The 17,031-nt window shown below is 39.1% G+C and carries 18 protein-coding genes; 5 read left to right on the top strand and 13 right to left on the bottom strand.

From position 1 onward, the window contains the following. From KA531_02810 to rny, 10 genes are all read right to left on the bottom strand, one after another. Nucleotides 1-1,407 (bottom strand): hypothetical protein (locus tag KA531_02810; protein ID MBP6005806.1); only part of this gene is annotated, 1,407 nt, incomplete at its 3' end. Nucleotides 1,408-1,519: 112 nt separating this feature from the next. Continuing rightward, nucleotides 1,520-2,833, bottom strand: a complete 1,314-nt coding sequence (locus KA531_02815; protein ID MBP6005807.1) for a hypothetical protein — start codon at nt 2,831-2,833, stop codon at nt 1,520-1,522. Between the two features lie 100 nt (nt 2,834-2,933). Then, nucleotides 2,934-4,010 (bottom strand): hypothetical protein, encoded by a 1,077-nt coding sequence (locus KA531_02820; protein ID MBP6005808.1) that lies wholly within the window; start codon nt 4,008-4,010, stop codon nt 2,934-2,936. Nucleotides 4,011-4,030: 20 nt separating this feature from the next. Next, nucleotides 4,031-5,092: a hypothetical protein gene (locus KA531_02825; protein ID MBP6005809.1), complete on the bottom strand. Its 1,062-nt coding sequence runs from the start codon at nt 5,090-5,092 to the stop codon at nt 4,031-4,033. 111 nt (nt 5,093-5,203) lie between these two features. Next, the gene (gene mltG / locus KA531_02830) at nt 5,204-6,187 is read right to left on the bottom strand and encodes an endolytic transglycosylase MltG (protein ID MBP6005810.1); all 984 of its coding nucleotides are present in this window, start codon (nt 6,185-6,187) and stop codon (nt 5,204-5,206) included. 21 nt (nt 6,188-6,208) lie between these two features. Beyond that, nucleotides 6,209-6,826, bottom strand: coding sequence for a 50S ribosomal protein L25 (locus tag KA531_02835; protein ID MBP6005811.1), 618 nt, complete (start codon nt 6,824-6,826; stop codon nt 6,209-6,211). Between the two features lie 16 nt (nt 6,827-6,842). Next, a complete protein-coding gene (locus KA531_02840; GenBank protein ID MBP6005812.1) occupies nt 6,843-7,166 on the bottom strand; it encodes a hypothetical protein in 324 nt (107 codons plus the stop codon). Between the two features lie 10 nt (nt 7,167-7,176). After that, on the bottom strand, nt 7,177-8,169 hold the full coding sequence (locus KA531_02845; GenBank protein ID MBP6005813.1) for an undecaprenyl/decaprenyl-phosphate alpha-N-acetylglucosaminyl 1-phosphate transferase: 993 nt from the start codon (nt 8,167-8,169) through the stop codon (nt 7,177-7,179). A gap of 168 nt (nt 8,170-8,337) precedes the next feature. Next, entirely contained in the window at nt 8,338-9,453 is a 1,116-nt protein-coding gene (locus KA531_02850) for a hypothetical protein (protein MBP6005814.1), read from the bottom strand. A 267-nt stretch (nt 9,454-9,720) separates the two neighbouring features. After that, nucleotides 9,721-11,226, bottom strand: a complete 1,506-nt coding sequence (gene rny / locus KA531_02855; GenBank protein ID MBP6005815.1) for a ribonuclease Y — start codon at nt 11,224-11,226, stop codon at nt 9,721-9,723. A gap of 264 nt (nt 11,227-11,490) precedes the next feature. Here rny and KA531_02860 point away from each other — a divergent pair, with 264 nt between their 5' ends. From KA531_02860 to KA531_02875, 4 genes are read left to right on the top strand one after another with little or no spacing between them, the layout of a single operon-like run. Beyond that, nucleotides 11,491-12,453 (top strand): lamin tail domain-containing protein, encoded by a 963-nt coding sequence (locus KA531_02860; GenBank protein ID MBP6005816.1) that lies wholly within the window; start codon nt 11,491-11,493, stop codon nt 12,451-12,453. After that, a complete protein-coding gene (gene tsaE / locus KA531_02865) occupies nt 12,374-12,805 on the top strand; it encodes a tRNA (adenosine(37)-N6)-threonylcarbamoyltransferase complex ATPase subunit type 1 TsaE (protein ID MBP6005817.1) in 432 nt (143 codons plus the stop codon). Before KA531_02860 ends, tsaE begins: the two co-directional genes overlap by 80 nt. Next, nucleotides 12,798-13,220: a hypothetical protein gene (locus KA531_02870; GenBank protein MBP6005818.1), complete on the top strand. Its 423-nt coding sequence runs from the start codon at nt 12,798-12,800 to the stop codon at nt 13,218-13,220. Before tsaE ends, KA531_02870 begins: the two co-directional genes overlap by 8 nt. Continuing rightward, on the top strand, nt 13,192-13,572 hold the full coding sequence (locus KA531_02875; GenBank protein MBP6005819.1) for a type II secretion system protein GspG: 381 nt from the start codon (nt 13,192-13,194) through the stop codon (nt 13,570-13,572). Before KA531_02870 ends, KA531_02875 begins: the two co-directional genes overlap by 29 nt. Here KA531_02875 and KA531_02880 read toward each other — a convergent pair. The 3 genes from KA531_02880 to ruvA are packed head-to-tail and all read right to left on the bottom strand — an operon-like array spanning nt 13,569 to nt 15,686. Further along, complete coding sequence (locus tag KA531_02880; protein MBP6005820.1) at nt 13,569-14,120, bottom strand: PH domain-containing protein; 552 nt, start codon at nt 14,118-14,120, stop codon at nt 13,569-13,571. The two genes, KA531_02875 and KA531_02880, sit on opposite strands and share 4 nt — an antisense overlap. Nucleotides 14,121-14,127: 7 nt before the next feature. Beyond that, complete coding sequence (ruvB, locus tag KA531_02885; GenBank protein MBP6005821.1) at nt 14,128-15,120, bottom strand: Holliday junction branch migration DNA helicase RuvB; 993 nt, start codon at nt 15,118-15,120, stop codon at nt 14,128-14,130. After that, a complete protein-coding gene (gene ruvA / locus KA531_02890) occupies nt 15,117-15,686 on the bottom strand; it encodes a Holliday junction branch migration protein RuvA (protein MBP6005822.1) in 570 nt (189 codons plus the stop codon). Before ruvA ends, ruvB begins: the two co-directional genes overlap by 4 nt. Before the next feature lie 199 nt (nt 15,687-15,885). Here ruvA and KA531_02895 point away from each other — a divergent pair. After that, a partial coding sequence (locus KA531_02895; GenBank protein ID MBP6005823.1) for an amino acid permease occupies nt 15,886-17,031 on the top strand: 1,146 nt, incomplete at its 3' end.

The following is a 17,031-nucleotide window of genomic DNA, read 5'->3' on the forward strand; positions in this document are numbered from 1 at the left end:
GGATTGGGTCAGCGGATAGTAAACTCTTGTACCAAAAATTTCTTCTTCATATCCTGATATCATAGAGGTTCTAGTCCCCAAAGTAATACCAGGAACAAAATTACTGCCGGGGGAAGCTACTGAATTACCCAGCAAATCAAAACATTCTATAAAATTTGTATATAAATTGCCTGATATATGGAAGGCAAATGTATCAAATAGATTGCAAAACCCAGTTGGGTTCATCGAGGTGTCATATATAGTAATCATATTCCTGATAAAAGCAGTGCCACTCATCCCGGAACTGGTAGCCGAGAATCCCACACAACTACTAGCCAGCGTCAGATCAAAGCATCCGATTATTTCATTATTGGAATCTTTACTCTTTGCAAGATAATAAACCTTGTCACCAATCAATTGCTGCTGTGCAAAAAATTTGTTATCACCAATAGCAGGACTTGTAGTTGCTACAGGATAGCCACTACAAACGCTTGTCGGCATGGTGGTAATATCAGCACAATAGAAATTGCCATCCTTTCCATATGTATAGATCTTTCCTTGATATTCAACGGGATTAGCCAGGGTAGTAAACAATTTTGCGTCCAATACACTAGCTGGTACTTGTCTTGGAATACTTGCCAGCTGAGTATATCCACAATTTGTATAAGTATTCAAGTCTACACAACCTATACCGACATCATTGGCTCTTTGTGCAATATAATAGGCGTAGTTATCTCTCTGGACTACCTCATTGAAATATCCAGACCAAATATCCTGGGTACCTGTTCCAAGTGGTGAGCCTGGATCACTACTAAAATAACTAGGCCAACTACCAGTTGTACAGATTGCTGAAGTAGACATATCGACACAACTAATGGCATTGGTATGTCCGTAGTGATAAAAGGAATAGATCTTGCCATCATAAATCACAGGTACATATCCGTCACCACCTGTACCAGCATTGATAGTCGTAGCTGGTGGGCTATCAATCACTCCACCGAAACCATTTAATCCACCAGATATAAGTCCACTAGACATAGCCTCCAAACACTTAGTATCCTCACTCTCTAGGCCACTAGTGTTACATCCCAAATCATCATAAAAGCTGGAATCCCAACTATAATCAATCCCTCCAGCACTATCATTGACGCTAGGTAGCACTAAACTACCTGGCACATATTCTTGATCACCAGTAATAGAGTCCTGAAGCTTCAATTCCGTAGTACCATCTGTTGTCAGATCGACTGTCCAATCAATTGTTCCTCCACGATCGACATTTGTAGTCGAATTCGCTGGACTACTAGCCACTCCTGATTTAGCTAGGGTATTAGCTGCCTCTAAGCTAACACCGTTGACCAATGGTAATGCCAAAAATATCAATATGGCCAAGCTATTAATTATCTTTGTATACAATTTATTTTGAAACACCTCTCCTCCTCTCTTAAACTTACACTTACCTTACTAGTGTACGCTAAGTGCTTACGCTTGTAAATAAAAACCCCGATATTATATCGGGGTTTTTATTCTGATAAGGTAACACCTAGGGCTTAGTTGCATCAACCCCTTTACATAATTTCAAACCTGCGACCAGAAACAGACCCAGACTGACTATCGATATCTGGATAAATAAACTATTATCTGACCCGGTATTTGGCAAGACTTTGACTTGAGAAATGACATCCGACTCACAATCGGCCTTGACCATTAAATTTGCACTGTCCAATATAGCCGATGTATTCTCAACCACACTAACAAACATACCTTCATTGGTTGGGTCAAGGTTTATCCAGGCTACCAAACCTTGATTAACTAAATACAGCCTATTTGGATCATCGCTAGCAAATATTATATCGTAAGCATTAGAATTACCAGAGGGTAGGCTAGCATATAACCCCGCTGGTATTTCATATAGACCGTACAAGATTAGATCCCCATCGGCACCACCATTGAAGCTTGATATGTCAATACTAGAGAAGTTAAGTATATCATTTGGATCATAATTATAGATATATAGATATTGGCCACTATCAGAAATGTCTAAAGACATAGAACTTGAACCACCATTGTTGATTGGGTTATAGCTAGCCAATATTGATCCATCAGTAGTATTAACAGCATCCACTTGATAGTTATTGCTAGGTCCAACAAACAAGGTTGTTCCGTCTTGATTTATCACAATAGATGTACTATTCTGCCGGTAAGCTGCTGAACCACTACCCGTCAAAAAAGTATCTTCAATATAGGGGTTTAATGGATTAGATATATTAATCTTACTAATAACAGTTGCCATGGACGGATTATTGATAGAAGTAGCTACATATACATAATCACCATATTGCACTAAAGCAGCAGCCTCACTATCTATGCCTAGATCTACAGTCGCTACTGGATCTTGAGTCTGATAGAACTCTATGTATCTCCTATTTACACCGATACTTACTTCATAGCCATTAGCCAGTGTTACAGCCCAATCAGAGAAATAATTTTGACTAAAGCTATTAGTTGCTGGAAAAATACTGTTTTCCAATACAATCTGATTATCAGTACCACAAACTAAATCAACATTTCTAAGTTCCCAATTGCCATTAATATCAGTCATAGTTTCAGCAACAATTCTACCATCAACTATTTGGTGAATGTAGCTATCTGGACCGCCTACACCGTTGATAGTAATACTCTGTTGATCTACTGTAGAACCATCTACTGGTGAATTGATTATTAAACCTCCTCCAGCTTCAGCTACGAATCCAGTAGCAAGCAACTGGGCTGACAAGGCCAATGCCAATGATACCTTCAGGATGGTAGTCTTGATATCCTTTTTTTTAGACTCATTATAAAAATTAATCCTACTCATAGCCCGATTACTCCTTGTATTAATAATGTATAAATCTTATGTCTACTATTAATACTTGTCAATAGAATAATTAATATATCAAGAGTGGGCTAGATTCTTCTTAGCTCAAGCTACTCTTTCGCAATTTGTAGACTGAAAGAATAATAGCTGAAGCAACTACACTAAAGATAGCTACAGGGATACCAGCTTTTGGTAAGGTGGTTACCGGAGTAGTATTGTCTTCATCACACTGTGTAGTATCTGGTAGACATCTGTCTAGTGGGGCTGAGTCTTCTCCATCTACCACGCCATCTTCATCAGTATCGGGATTAGTAGGATCTGTCTCACTGCCTTGATCATAGAGACCATTACCATTTGTATCTTCTTGACCGTTGGTTAATCCATCATCATCACAATCCCCATCTGGTAATGCATAAGGATTTGGACTACAAGGATCCATATAATCAGTACCATCAGTCATCTCTTGATCATCACTAATACCATCTCCATCAGTATCAGTTCCTACACTTGGACAAGCACTATCATCATAGGTGATGGTTACGGTTGGCAATGATGTTGTTACTCCAGCTGTTAATGGATCATACTGGATATGCTGGACTATAGTAATCAAGTCTGAGAGATCAGCCATAGTGTAACCACTCAAGTCATACACGGCATCCAGTAACCCATCATCAGGAAGTGGTGTCTCTCCTGCTTGCAACATACTAGTATCAAATCCTCTAGATATTACATCAGGCCCACTAAATGCACTGTTCAATAAACTACCCTCATTGATAGTCAAGAGTGTTAGTGGAGCAACTAAATTATAGTCTCCAGCAATTAGCATAACTCCATTGCCGTCTATCAAATTAGAATTGGAATTTGAAACTGTAGTGCTGACTCTGACAGATATTAAATCCGCTGAATCAGCACAGACATCTGATGCAAATCGATAACCAAAGAAAGTTGTCAAACCAGTCACGCTACTGTCTACACTACCCGTCATATCTTCAAGACACATCTCAGAAATGCCATTACAATCTATGCCAAGATTTCCTAATTCAATAACAGACAATGGTACTAAATCTACATCTGTAGTCACCTCAGCAGCCTCCAGTCTCGGAGATGAGAAGCTCATTACACTTCCTGCCAACAATAGTGCTGCTGCTATCATTAATTTATTAATTATTTTTTTCATATTATTCTCCTATATAAACCTTAGCTCAAGCTACTCTTTCGCAATTTGTAGACTGAAAGAATAATAGCTGAAGCAACTACACTAAAGATAGCTACAGGGATACCAGCTTTTGGTAAGGTGGTTACCGGAGTAGTATTGTCTTCATCACACTGTGTAGTATCTGGTAGACATCTGTCTAGTGGGGCTGAGTCTTCTCCATCTACCACGCCATCTTCATCAGTATCGGGATTAGTAGGATCTGTCTCACTGCCTTGATCATAGAGACCATTACCATTTGTATCTTCTTGACCGTTGGTTAATCCATCATCATCACAATCCCCATCTGGTAATGCATAAGGATTTGGACTACAAGGATCCATATAATCAGTACCATCAGTCATCTCTTGATCATCACTAATACCATCTCCATCAGTATCAGTTCCTACACTTGGACAAGCACTATCATCATAGGTGATGGTTACGGTTGGATAAGAAGTAACTGCACCATTTAATAGTCCATCACTTAAATCATGCTCTACCAATACAATCAAGTTTGATAGATCACCAAAAGTATATCCCATTAGATTAAATTCTCCCTCTATCAATCCTTCATCAAGAACTGGTATCTCTCCTATGCCCAGGAAAGTCGAATTGATACCCCTAGATATAGCTGATACACCACCAAATTCATACAGATTGCCACTACTGACAGAAAAATTAGACAATAATGCTGGCCCAGAAGAATCACCCATCATCATTAGCACTCCATCCTCATCAATCAAGTTTGGCAAAGAGCCACTAACAATAAGGCTACTGGTTGCAGATATCAGATCGGCACTATCTGCACAGATATCGGCTGATAGTCTGTAACCAAAGAAGGTAGTATTCCCCGTAACGTTACTGTCAAAAGAACCACTTGGTACTTCGACACAATCTATAGCATCATCAACACAAGGTATACCTAGCGTTCCTAGTTCACTATTACTTAAGGGGGTCAGGTCTACACTAGTAGTCACCTCAGCAGCCTCAGCTTGAGATATCCCAAAGCCGAATAAAAATCCAACTACTAAGAGGATCATCAGTCCTTTTAATTTATTTACCATCTATTCCTCCAATTTTATTTTATTATCCTTAAGCTTATTGTATGCCAACTTTGGTATTATAGCAAGCTCAAAATTATAACGACATATCTAATAAGATATTTCCTTGGATTTCTAATAAACCCTTACGATATTTGCCTGATGTTCTTCAAAAGTTCTGGCATAATGGACTTCTCCATTTGGGTCAGCTAGAAAATAAAAATAATCGTTATTCTCTGGATTGATTACCGCTAAAATTGACTCAAGCCCTGGGTTACTAATCGGAGTTGGTGGCAAACCAGTATATAGGTAAGTATTATAAGGTGAATCAATCTTGAGATCACTAGCAGATGTTGCCACAGCCTTGGTTTGATAATTAATAGTAGCATCACTATCTAGCTTCATCCCAATCCTTAATCTATTGAGAAATACTCCTGCAATCAATCTCTTGTCTTGGCTAGTCCTCGCCTCTTTTTCAACAACAGACGCTAGCTTGAGCACTTGGTACCAGTCAAGACCATCTGGCAATACTTGGTCGGCTAGCTCATTATCAAAAATCTTGTTGAAATGGTCTATCATCAAACTCACTAACTGACTCGAACCCTGGTCAACCCCCAAGAAATATGTGTCTGGAAACATGAATCCCTCCAGACTATATATCCTTCCAAACTGTTCTGGCAATTTATTGATTAGCTCTGAATTATCTAAATAATCTTCAAAATCGAGAAAACTATCACTGATCTGTACTAATCTACTGGCTTGCTCATCTATTCTCAGTCCTTCTGGGATAGTAATACTTAGACTGGCAGGCGTTACTAGTAGATCATCGATCATTTGATCAATACCGTTACGGTTATTCAATAAATACTGACCTTGATGTAATTCAGGAGAACCTTTTAATTTATAAACTAGCTTGACCACCAATCTATTTCGAGCCAACCCAGCATCTATTAACTTAGCACTAACGTCATCAAAGCTATCACCATATTCTACTACGACTTCTTGATCTATCACTGGCAATCTATACCAAGATAACAGACCAAAGAGAGCAATTACCAAGAATACCAAGCCTGCAATCCAATATCTTCGAAGCCTTGACTTGATCTTTGGTAAATCCATTAAACAAACTTGATGTATTATCTATTCTTGATTTTCTGTCGAAATAGATCCATCATCTCCTGAAGCTTGTTCTGCTTGAGAGTCAGTATCTTGCTCTTCTTCTCTTGGCTGACTAACCTTTACAATCATCTGAGTATCGTCGAGTAAAACTTCTATCCCAGATGGAAGCTTGAGGTCTCGAACTAAGATTGAATCACCAACATTCTCTAATACCCCTAGATCTAATTCTATGGACTCGGGTAAGTCTTTTGGCAATGCATTGACCTCTAGTTGATAGACCTCTTGACTTAACTCACCACTATGATTTCGTACTGCTAGAGAATCACCCGTGAGAACGATTGGGACCATTGCTGTAATCTTATGTCCAGCCTTGACCAAATATAGGTCCATACTCAATAAGCCACCCGTAACTGGGTTTGGTTGGTATTGATGAACCAAAAATCTCAACTCTTTACCGTCCAGTTCGGCCTCGAAGATATGACTTGAACCAGCTTCCACCCACTGTTTTGCTAGCTTTTCATTGACCTGAAGGTGCTGATTGTAATCTGAGCCTCCATAGATAACTGCTGGAACATAGCCCATATTGCGCAATTTCTTAAGATCCAACTCCTGACGCTCTTCTAATACTACTTTCTTCATATATTATCCTTTCTGATTATACTTGCGAATCGAGGAAATTCTTAAAATCTAATATTTCCCTTGGGTTAATTGCTAATTGATGGCCAACCACGCTCTCCTCACCAAAAGCAAATTTGTCGACTGGCTGATGGGAGACTGTACTACTGTCTTTGGGCTGGCTAGTCATCACACTGACATTGACTGGCATTTGACAATTATGACAGTTTAATCTGATAATCAACTGATTGCTGGCTTGATTGGTCACCACTAAATCAGATAGATTGTACTGGGAACTACAACTAGGACACTTGTATTGTCCACGAATCTTACTAATGATATTTGCTATAAAATTTTGATTCATGAGTAATATTCTAGCGTTTAATCACAAAATTGTCTACCAGGCGCAATGTCAACACAATGCCCAGAATACCAACACTAGCCAATACTACTAATTTCAATAAAGTTGTAGCATAGATAGCTATTAATCCAAATATCATGGTCAATCCATAGTACAAACCCAAAACTTGCCAAGTAGACCAACCTCGATCCAGCAAAACAAAATGCAAGTGGCTCCTATCTGCCATGAATGGAGATTTACCATGTAATAATCTTCTTACCACTACTATACAGCTATCTAGTACTGGTAAGGTGAATATCAATAAAGCTGTAGCAATCTTAGTGCCTGAAATAATTGCTAATATTGCAAATAGTACCCCAAGAAAGTAAGACCCTCCATCCCCCAAGAAAGCTTTTGCTGGTGGACGGTTAACTAACCAAAACCCCAAAGCTGTAGCACTGATCATTAATCCAAATCTAGCGAGATCTGGCTGATTGACCAGAGTCCTAGAGGCAATCGCAGCGATAAATACCCCACTCAAAACACTAGTACCGGAGACTAGCCCATCTACACCATCCAAAAAATTAAAAATAACAGGTATAGATACTAGCCAACCAATGCTTATTATCACAGCAGTCATTCCACCAAAAACCAAAAGCCCAGAACTAAAAGGATTACTGACACTATCAATCCTGATTCCACTAATGACCAGCAAAGCAGACAGGCTCACCAATAGCACCAACTTAACCCTACCATCAATTCCCTTCCAGTCATCGATCAGCCCGATCAAACCAAACCCATTAACGATAAGTAGCTGAACTGGGTTAATAAAGCCAGTAAGCAGTACTGCGACATTCAGCGTGATTATAATAGCTAATCCACCCCAAGAAGTTACTGGGACCTTATGTCTCTTTCTGGGATGATTGGGATAGTCAAGTACTCCCAAGTTTCTGGCAAATCTTTCCACAGGGTAAAATACTAAATATGTAGCTAGTACAAACAATAAGTATTCAAATATTGCCGTCATGTACTATCTATTATAACGCAAACCAAAATATCGCTTGCAACCCATTCGACTTCTTTCAGTTGAGTATCTATTTATTCTAGCTGTCTATAATGTGATGCCAAAGCATCAGAGGAAACCAAAAGTAAATGTGTGCCAAGTTAAAGTGTAAAAACCACTAACATACCAGATCTAACCGATCATGCCACTACCACTATGAAGTAGTGTAACAATCACCGCCATAATCAAGCTTGCCTTGATAAAAGCATGGTGATGATGGTTTGAGCGGTGAATATGTCGCCTACTATAAACTATTGCAAACTCCATAGCAATAATGAGAAATAGAGGTAGGAGTAAGATTAAGCTCAAACGGATCGCCCAATTATAACTGGCAATATTAGCACTCAATCGACTAATAGTCTGGTCTACCCAGCTACTCTCTTGGGTTAGATTACCAGGATCTAGATTGACCGAATTGGTATCCCAGCTCAAAGCTGACTGATCTTTATAAACTCCATAGCTTTTTGTAGGGTTTTGTAAATACTGGAGTAGATCATATTTGAGCTCTGGCTCCTCCAATTCACGTGCTTCCTCAACTACTGGGGCTGGATTTTCCTCCTGAGTTACCTCGGAGGCTTGTGGGGTAGTTTGCAGTGGTTGAGTGCTTACTACAGGCGTTTGGACAGGGTTGGGAATTACTGCTGGAGCAGGTTGGGCTGGTGCTGGACTAGCCGCCGGTGTGGCTACTGCGACTGGTGTAGCATAGTGCGCTACCACCAAAGTGGTTTGTTGGCCTTGCAAAGTACCATTGACCACTGCGTAACCAACTTCAGTGAAATTGTTACCCAAGACATTGGCTCGATGGGTAGGACTTGCCATCCAAGCATTGACTACACCACTACTTGTATTGAAATCCTTGGCTAGATTTTCTCCAGCACTACTATAGCTATATCCTGCAGCTCCAAACCAATACCAAGGACTGACGCCACTCGGTGAAACGTGAGCCCAATAGTTATTATTGACCATATCAATTGCTTTTTGATAAGCACTATTAGCGAGGGTTTGATTATAGGCTAGAGCTGGCAAACCATTTGCAGTCCTCTGGGCATTGCTTAGTGAATTCAGACTGCCAGCATCAATGTTTGTTGCATAACCCAAAATACCAGGATGTCCAGATATCGCTATATTGAAGGCCAACTGCATACCGATCACAACCAACCCAAATACTGACAACATCGACCATCTAGTCAAATGTGGTCTATGCAAATTACCGTGATGGGGGATAAATAGTGACTTAAGCTTGATCATAGATTTATTTTTGTTTTAGCACTAGCTTTATATTAGACTATTGAAATCAGAAAATCAATAGACCATAATAGCATTATATTTTTGTATTGTCCTGACTCTTAATACAAATACTGGATCCTCCATAATTTCATACGGCAATTTGGTTGGGTGACACGCGAAGAGCATTGTCATCCTCCGAAACCCGTCCCTTGTCTTGTAATCCTCCGAAGTCCGAAGAACTTAGAGAGAATCCAGTATTTTCTATGCCTAGTCTGAGGTGATAATTTACTACTTGGCGTATTCTTCAGCCCGAGTCTCACGAATTACATTGACCTTGATAGTACCCGGAAACTTCAGGGTACTTTCTATCTTGTTAGCTATATCTCGAGCCATACGTAATGCAGAAAAATCATCTACTTCATCTGGTCTAACAAATATTCGAATCTCTCGACCCGCAGAAATAGCATATACTCGATCAATACCACTAAACTTCTTGGCAACATTCTCTAGATCAGTCATTCTTTTACCAAAATCCTCAACACTATCATTACGAGCGCCTGGTCGACTGGCACTAATTGCGTCTACTGCTCTAATAATCATGGCCTCAGCAGTGTTGGCCTCAATGTCATCATGATGAGCTTCTACTGCATGACCGATAGCTGGATCAATACCATACTTATCACAAAGCATCTTACTTAAGTGGTGATGCTTACCTTCAAGTTCATGGGTAACAGCCTTACCCAAATCATGTAACAGAGCAGCAGTTCTTGCCACCTGAACATCTGCACCAATCTCATTGGCAATCACTACGGCCATCAGACTCATTTCAATAGAATGCTTGAGAACATTTTGACCATATGAAGTCCTAAACTTCAATTGTCCCAGATAGTTCATGATCTCTTTGGGTAAACCAACCACACCAACCTCCCTACAAGCATCTTCAGCGGCTGCCAAAATAATCTTATCAATCTTCTTCTCTGCCTTGCGATAAACCTCTTCAATCTTGCCGGGATGAATCCGTCCATCTTTAATCAAATCTTCTAATGCCACCTTAGCAATCTGTCGTCTAATTGGATTGAAACCTGAGATTGTAATCATGCCTGGTGTCTCATCAATCAAAATATCTACACCACTCAATGCTTCGAGTGATTGAATATTTCGTCCCTCTTTGCCAATAATCTTACCTTTGATATCATCCGAGGGAATAGAAACCGATGTAACCGTTCTCTCAGCCGTTTGCTCTGAAGCAATCCTTTGCATTGCACCTGATACGATCTCCCTGGCATAATCTTCTGCTTGCTCCACTGCATCTGCTTTAAGTTTGGATACTAGTCCCATTAATTCTGGCTGGATCTCCTGCTCAGTCAAATTGAGGAGTTCTTGTTTGGCTTGATCTTTAGTTAGCTTTGCTATATTGCTCAACTTTTCAGACTCTTGGCTTATTAGATCAGTTAATTTATCTTCAAGAATTACTACTGCCTTCTCTTTATCTGACAATTCAGTCAGCTTGGTTTCTAGATGCTCTGACCTGTCATCAAGCTTAGTCTGTCTCTGACTTAGTAGGGTTTCTTGTTCTTCAAGGGTTTTTCTTCTAGATCTTTCTTCTTCTTTTGCATCATCAATAACCTTGATAGATTGCTGTTTAGCTTCTAGCAAGATATCTTTTGCTCGATCCTTTGCCTTGTCTAGGAGATTATTGGCTTTTTGATCTACTTTAACCCTATTCTTCTTTTCAGCCAAAAATAAGACTCCTACCCCAAGAAGAAGCCCGACGATAAATGAGATAATAAACATAGTTTTTCCCTTCTATCCTAGATCTAAATAGCCACAACTTTTAAGATCCAACCCTAATGACCAATCCAAAAGTATTACAAAATCTAAGAAAAATTATTAATTTAATAAAATAAGAATCCAATAAGTAGCCTGAACTACATTTCAATTATATCATCAGCAAACCAAAAACAAAAACTCTCATGCTTGTATCAATTAACTTCTTGAGATAATATTAAAGTAATATTTTTGAGTGTTTATACTCTTATCCAACCAAGGAGGTAAATTATGCGAAAGCTATCTGGTGCTCGTGCATTTAGTTATCTAATCATTGCCCTAAGCACTCTATCACCAATCCAAATATTTGCCCAATCCGTAATCTATCCACCAATAGTCTTGTCAGAAATAATCGGCAAACCAAGTGATAACAATCAAGAGTTTATTGAGATCAAAAACCTCTTTGACTATCCAGTCTTTCTTGAGGGATGGCAGATTATTGATCAATCTGAAAAAGCCTACACATTTGGCAAGGTAGTAATTGATCCCGGCCAATATCTGGCAATCGGTAAAGATACAAGCAAGTTATCATTAAACAATGATCAAGAAACTATTAGCCTAGTGGATCCAGCTGGTACATTAGTAGACCAAACTAGCTACCAAGATGCACAAACCGATGCTAGCTGGGGTTGGTCAGAGACTGGTTGGCAGTGGCTAGAATCTCCAACACCAAGTCAACCCAATGCTTTACCTGTCATGATCCCAACTGACCAAAACAAATCAGATCAACAAGGCTCAGTTGGCCAATCCACTCCCTCTGCCTCTGATAATCAGTCTTCCAAATCCAATGATGATCAATCTATCGGACTCTATCAATACAGCCCTGAAGATTCTGAGGAAACTTCCAGTCAACCCAACCCCTCAAATCTCAACTCTACTAGCCAGCCATTTAGCCAGCCACTGAATTACAGCCAAGACACATTGCCCAGTCAGCCACCTCAAGATATACCCCAATCAACAACCAAAAAATCTTCTTCTAGCAATAAATCATCAAGTAGCTACTTAATTTTTGGCCTGATTGGTGCTATAGTAGGCTATATATTTTATGAATATCGTGATGAAATCAGAAAATTATTCTCTAAACCTAAAACAGATGCAGGATTTGGCTCGGGATTTGGCTCAATTGATCCTCAGCCAGACCGAGAAATCCCAAAAATCAACCTTGTCGGTTCAAGGAACTGGCCTAGTGATTAAACTATCTGGACCCCTAGGTGCTGGTAAGACTAGTTTCTTAAAAAGCTTTGCAAAAGCTCTCGGGATCCAAAATACCATCATAAGCCCTAGTTTTAATCTCCATAGGAGTTACCAATCTAATAACATTACCCTAGAACACTGGGATCTCTATCGACTAACCAACCTAGATGATAATCTCTATCACTCAATTATTGAACAAGTTATGATGCCTGGTACAATTGTTGCAATTGAATGGTTGGATAAATTCAATTGGGAATTTGATAGGCAGATCACAATAGACATATCTTACCTAGCTCAGCCTGATCAGGATTATCAATCTCGTAATATTCAAGTAAAATATCAAAATGACTAATAACAAATCCTATTATCTAGCAATCGATGCGACTCAACCTAATCTAAAGTTGTATCTCTATCAAAGCAACCATCTAATCAAGCAACTTTCTACTCCTTTAAATAGACGTTTGGCAGATCAGCTGATCGGTAAAATTTCAAGCCTAATTAGGCTAAAAGATATTGATGGGATAGTCCTCAGAGACAATACTGGATCATTTACGGGCATCAGAATAGCTGGAGTTTTTGCCAATACTTGGCATTTTTATTCAGGAAAACCCGTGATATCTACCAACGGATCAGATTGGATTGAGTCTGGTATCAGGCGCCTAGATAATGCTACACTAATAGAAGGCTACATTGAGCCAAGTTATCAAAAAGCTCCAAATATTACATTAAGCAAACGGGATGAATTCAAAAAAGATCTTACAACTTAGCATCGCTGCCATACTAATCATCAGTATTCTTAGCTTTATTATTCCAAAAATTTCCTCTATACCTGTTAACCAACGAGATGATTTAAGAGTTGAAGATATTACCAAGATTCAACAAGCCCTTGAATATTATTATGAAGACAAAGGGGTCTATCCAGAGTCCTTAGCAGTTTTGGCCGACAATAACCAACCCTATATTGCTAACCTACCGATTGATCCCCAGGGTAATGATTATATTTATCAACCGAGTCCTACTGGTGGACCCTATACAAAATATTCTCTTTACGCCACCCTAGAAAAACCCGATAAAGCCAACTCAAGTAGCAATAAATTTTTGCTCAAATCTGCCCGCTAGCGGTCTATCAACTTATCACCCTGATCAGTAGCTGCATATAAATGCAAATCGCTAATATAATCTTTCAATTCGTAAGCTTGTGGCACATATTGAAAAATAAAGTTTCTCTTCTCTCCAGCTGATTGAACTGTTACTGTCCCATAACCCAAGGCTGATTGAAAAGGACCACTGACATCGGCACTAACATCCTGGATATTAACTAACCTCAAAGTAGATATTGATTTATTAAAAAGGCTTTTTTGCTCTACTTCAACCAAGTTTTGATTAGTGATGATTATCTTATTGTTATGCCAAATCCAAATACTGGCAAGCATAAAACCAACAGTAAATAGCATGAGAAAAATCGCTATCATAGTTAGATTTATCTTCATTTCACCACTACTAGTAGAAGCTGTCCATGTATAAACAACCAAAAAAGCCACAACCGCCAGCATAGTTATGGCTAAGCCAAAAGCAGGTAACAAATAAGCCCAATGCCTATAGGCAATCCTCTTGACCACCTCATCGTCATTTTGCCCAGGATAATGATACTTTCTATCAGCCTCCATATCAAAATTATAACATGTTAGCTAGATAATTCTCACCCTGAGAGGTCAAGCTTCTTCCTCGAGGTGTCCTCTTGATAAAACCAATCTGCATTAAATATGGTTCATAAACATCTTCAATGGTCTGGCTTTCTTCATGCATAGTGGCCGCCAAGGCATTTAGTCCTACGGGCCCTCCTCCATAGTACTCACTAATGACAGCTAATAATCTTCTGTCCCTTTTATCGAGACCCAGATCATCAATTTCAAGTAAATCCAAGCAATCTCTAACGATCTCATCCGTAGCTCTTCCTTGATTGTGGACATCGGCATAATCCCTAATCCGTTTCAATAAACGATTTGCTATCCTAGGTGTCAATCTAGATCTTTTAGCCAGTAACTCCAATACTGATCTATTACCCTCTACATTTAATATCTTACTAGACCTTTCTAAGATATTAGCAATCTCATTTTCAGAATAGAAATCCAGGTGATGAATCAAGCCAAACCGATCTCTTAATGGTGCTGACAAGCCACCGTATTTGGTAGTGGCAGCCACAACTGTAAATGGTGCCAAGTCCACCCTAACACTTTGAGCTGATGGTCCCTTGCCCAGCATTATATCCAAGACAAAATCCTCCATGCCAGAGTACAAGATTTCTTCAACCTGTCTAGGCAAACGATGAATCTCATCAATAAACAGAACATCTCCCTCTTCTAGATTGGTCAAAATGGCTGCAAGATCACCTGCTTTCTCAATGGCGGGTCCACTTGTGATCTTAATACTAGTACCTAATTCATTTGCTATTACTTGCGCCAAAGTTGTTTTGCCTAAGCCTGGAGGTCCATATAGCAATACGTGATCGATTGGTTGATTACGTTTTCTAGCCGCCCTAATTGCTAGATCAAGGCTAGATTTTACTCGCTCTTGACCAATGTACTCATCGAACCTTTGGGGTCTAAGAGTCACCTCAAGCTCAATCTCTTCAGTAGTAATCACTTTTGGATTGCTATGATCTATCATTTCTTTAATGCATTTAATGCTAACTTTATCTGATCGGATAAACTCAGTCCTTGATCAATTTCACCAACTATCTGCATAATCTGTCCTGATTTATATCCAAGTTGCTCTAATGCTTGAAATAATGGCTGACTGGCTTTTGGCTTCTTGGTCTTATTATCATCACCAATAACCAGTTTCCCACGTAGATCCAAAATAATCTTTTGGGCAGTTCTTTTTCCCACACCAGATATCTGTTCAAACAATTTAGTATCCCCCTGCTCTATCGCTTGTATCAATTCCTGTACCTTATGACTAGATATGATCGTTAAAGCTACCTTGGGCCCAACTCCACTAACTCCAATCAAGCGAATAAATAGATTCTTTGTACCAATATCCATAAACCCATAAATACTAAATTGATCTTCACGAATATGCTCATAAATATGAATATTTAACTCCTGATTCAGTTGGATACTAGCTAAGTCCCTTGTGCTAATTTGAATATCAAAACCAAGCCCTCCAACCATCAGAATAACCCTACCGTCTGGCTGTATATCTTTTATCTCTCCAGCTAAAAATGCGAACATAATAGTATCATACACTAACTACCCCTCAAAACACTACTACGTACTTTGAGGGGACACCTCAAACTGTTTTCGATAAGTCAAAAATAGTCTATAGCTAGATTATGACATATATTAGATAGTCTGTACGGTGTAACGTCAAAGATCCTCAAAAATTGTCAATCTTAAAATATAATTTTAGAACCATGGTAATATTAAGCCAATGGGTAAAAATCAAAGACTAAAAAGGCGACTTGGTCTAAACCTATTGGTACTCTATGGCCTAGGCAATATTCTTGGAGCAGGGATTTATGTCTTGATTGGAGAAGTCAGCAAAGAATCAGGACCATTACTGCCCTTTGCTTTTATTCTTGCTAGTCTAGTAGCAGCCCTCAGTGCTTACAGCTTTGCTAAGTTATCAAGTGTCTACCCAAAAAGTGGTGGTGAAGCAGCCTACGTCCAAGCTGCTTTTAGCAATAAGCTATTACCCCTGGTCACAGCCATAGGAATTGCTCTATCTGGCATAGTGTCTTCAGCTACCTTATCCAGGGGATTTTTGGGATACTTTGATAAATTCATACCAAATACAAATCATAGACTGCTGATGTTGGTACTAATTGGCACAATGACCCTACTAGCGGTAAATCAAGTTGATCGTGCCGTAAAAATTGCTAGCCTGATGACTTGGCTCGAAATATTAGGCCTAATAATGGTCATTGTATCTGGCTGGTTTTACCTTGACAATAAAGATATTCCAATTAATCTCAACCTATCAGCTAGTAACATAGTTGATAATTTTGGATTGATATTATCTGGGGCATTTATAGCATTTTATGCATATCTCGGCTTCGAAGACATGTCGAATATAGCAGAAGAGGTCAAATCACCAAACAAAACTATGCCTAGAGGTATCTATATATCCCTAATTGTTGCTGGCATTATCTATCTATCGGTTGGCTTGATCGCCCAATCAGTACTTGGCATCGATCAATTGAGCAATTCTACAGCACCGCTTAGTGATGTATTCAAAACCTCCACGAACATAGACTTAAATATCCTTGGGCTAATTGGTCTAGCTGCCATCACCAATGGGATACTGATCCAAATAATTATGGTCTCACGCTTAATCTATGGTACTAACCGAGATCATCCCTGGCTTAATATTGATTTTATTAACAAACTGAATCGAAATAATGTACCATCTAGGATTACCCTGATATCAGGTATTGTAATTTTCTTGTTTGCAAACTTGCTAGACTTATCAACATTAGCCGGAGTGACGAGTACTATTCTTCTAATAATTTTTAATCTGGTTAATTTGAGCTTAATTAAACTAAACCATAATGGTACTATACATCTAGGCAAATCT

It is taken from the genome of Candidatus Saccharibacteria bacterium, assembly GCA_017983775.1.
Classification (GTDB): Bacteria; Patescibacteriota; Saccharimonadia; order JAGOAT01; family JAGOAT01; genus JAGOAT01.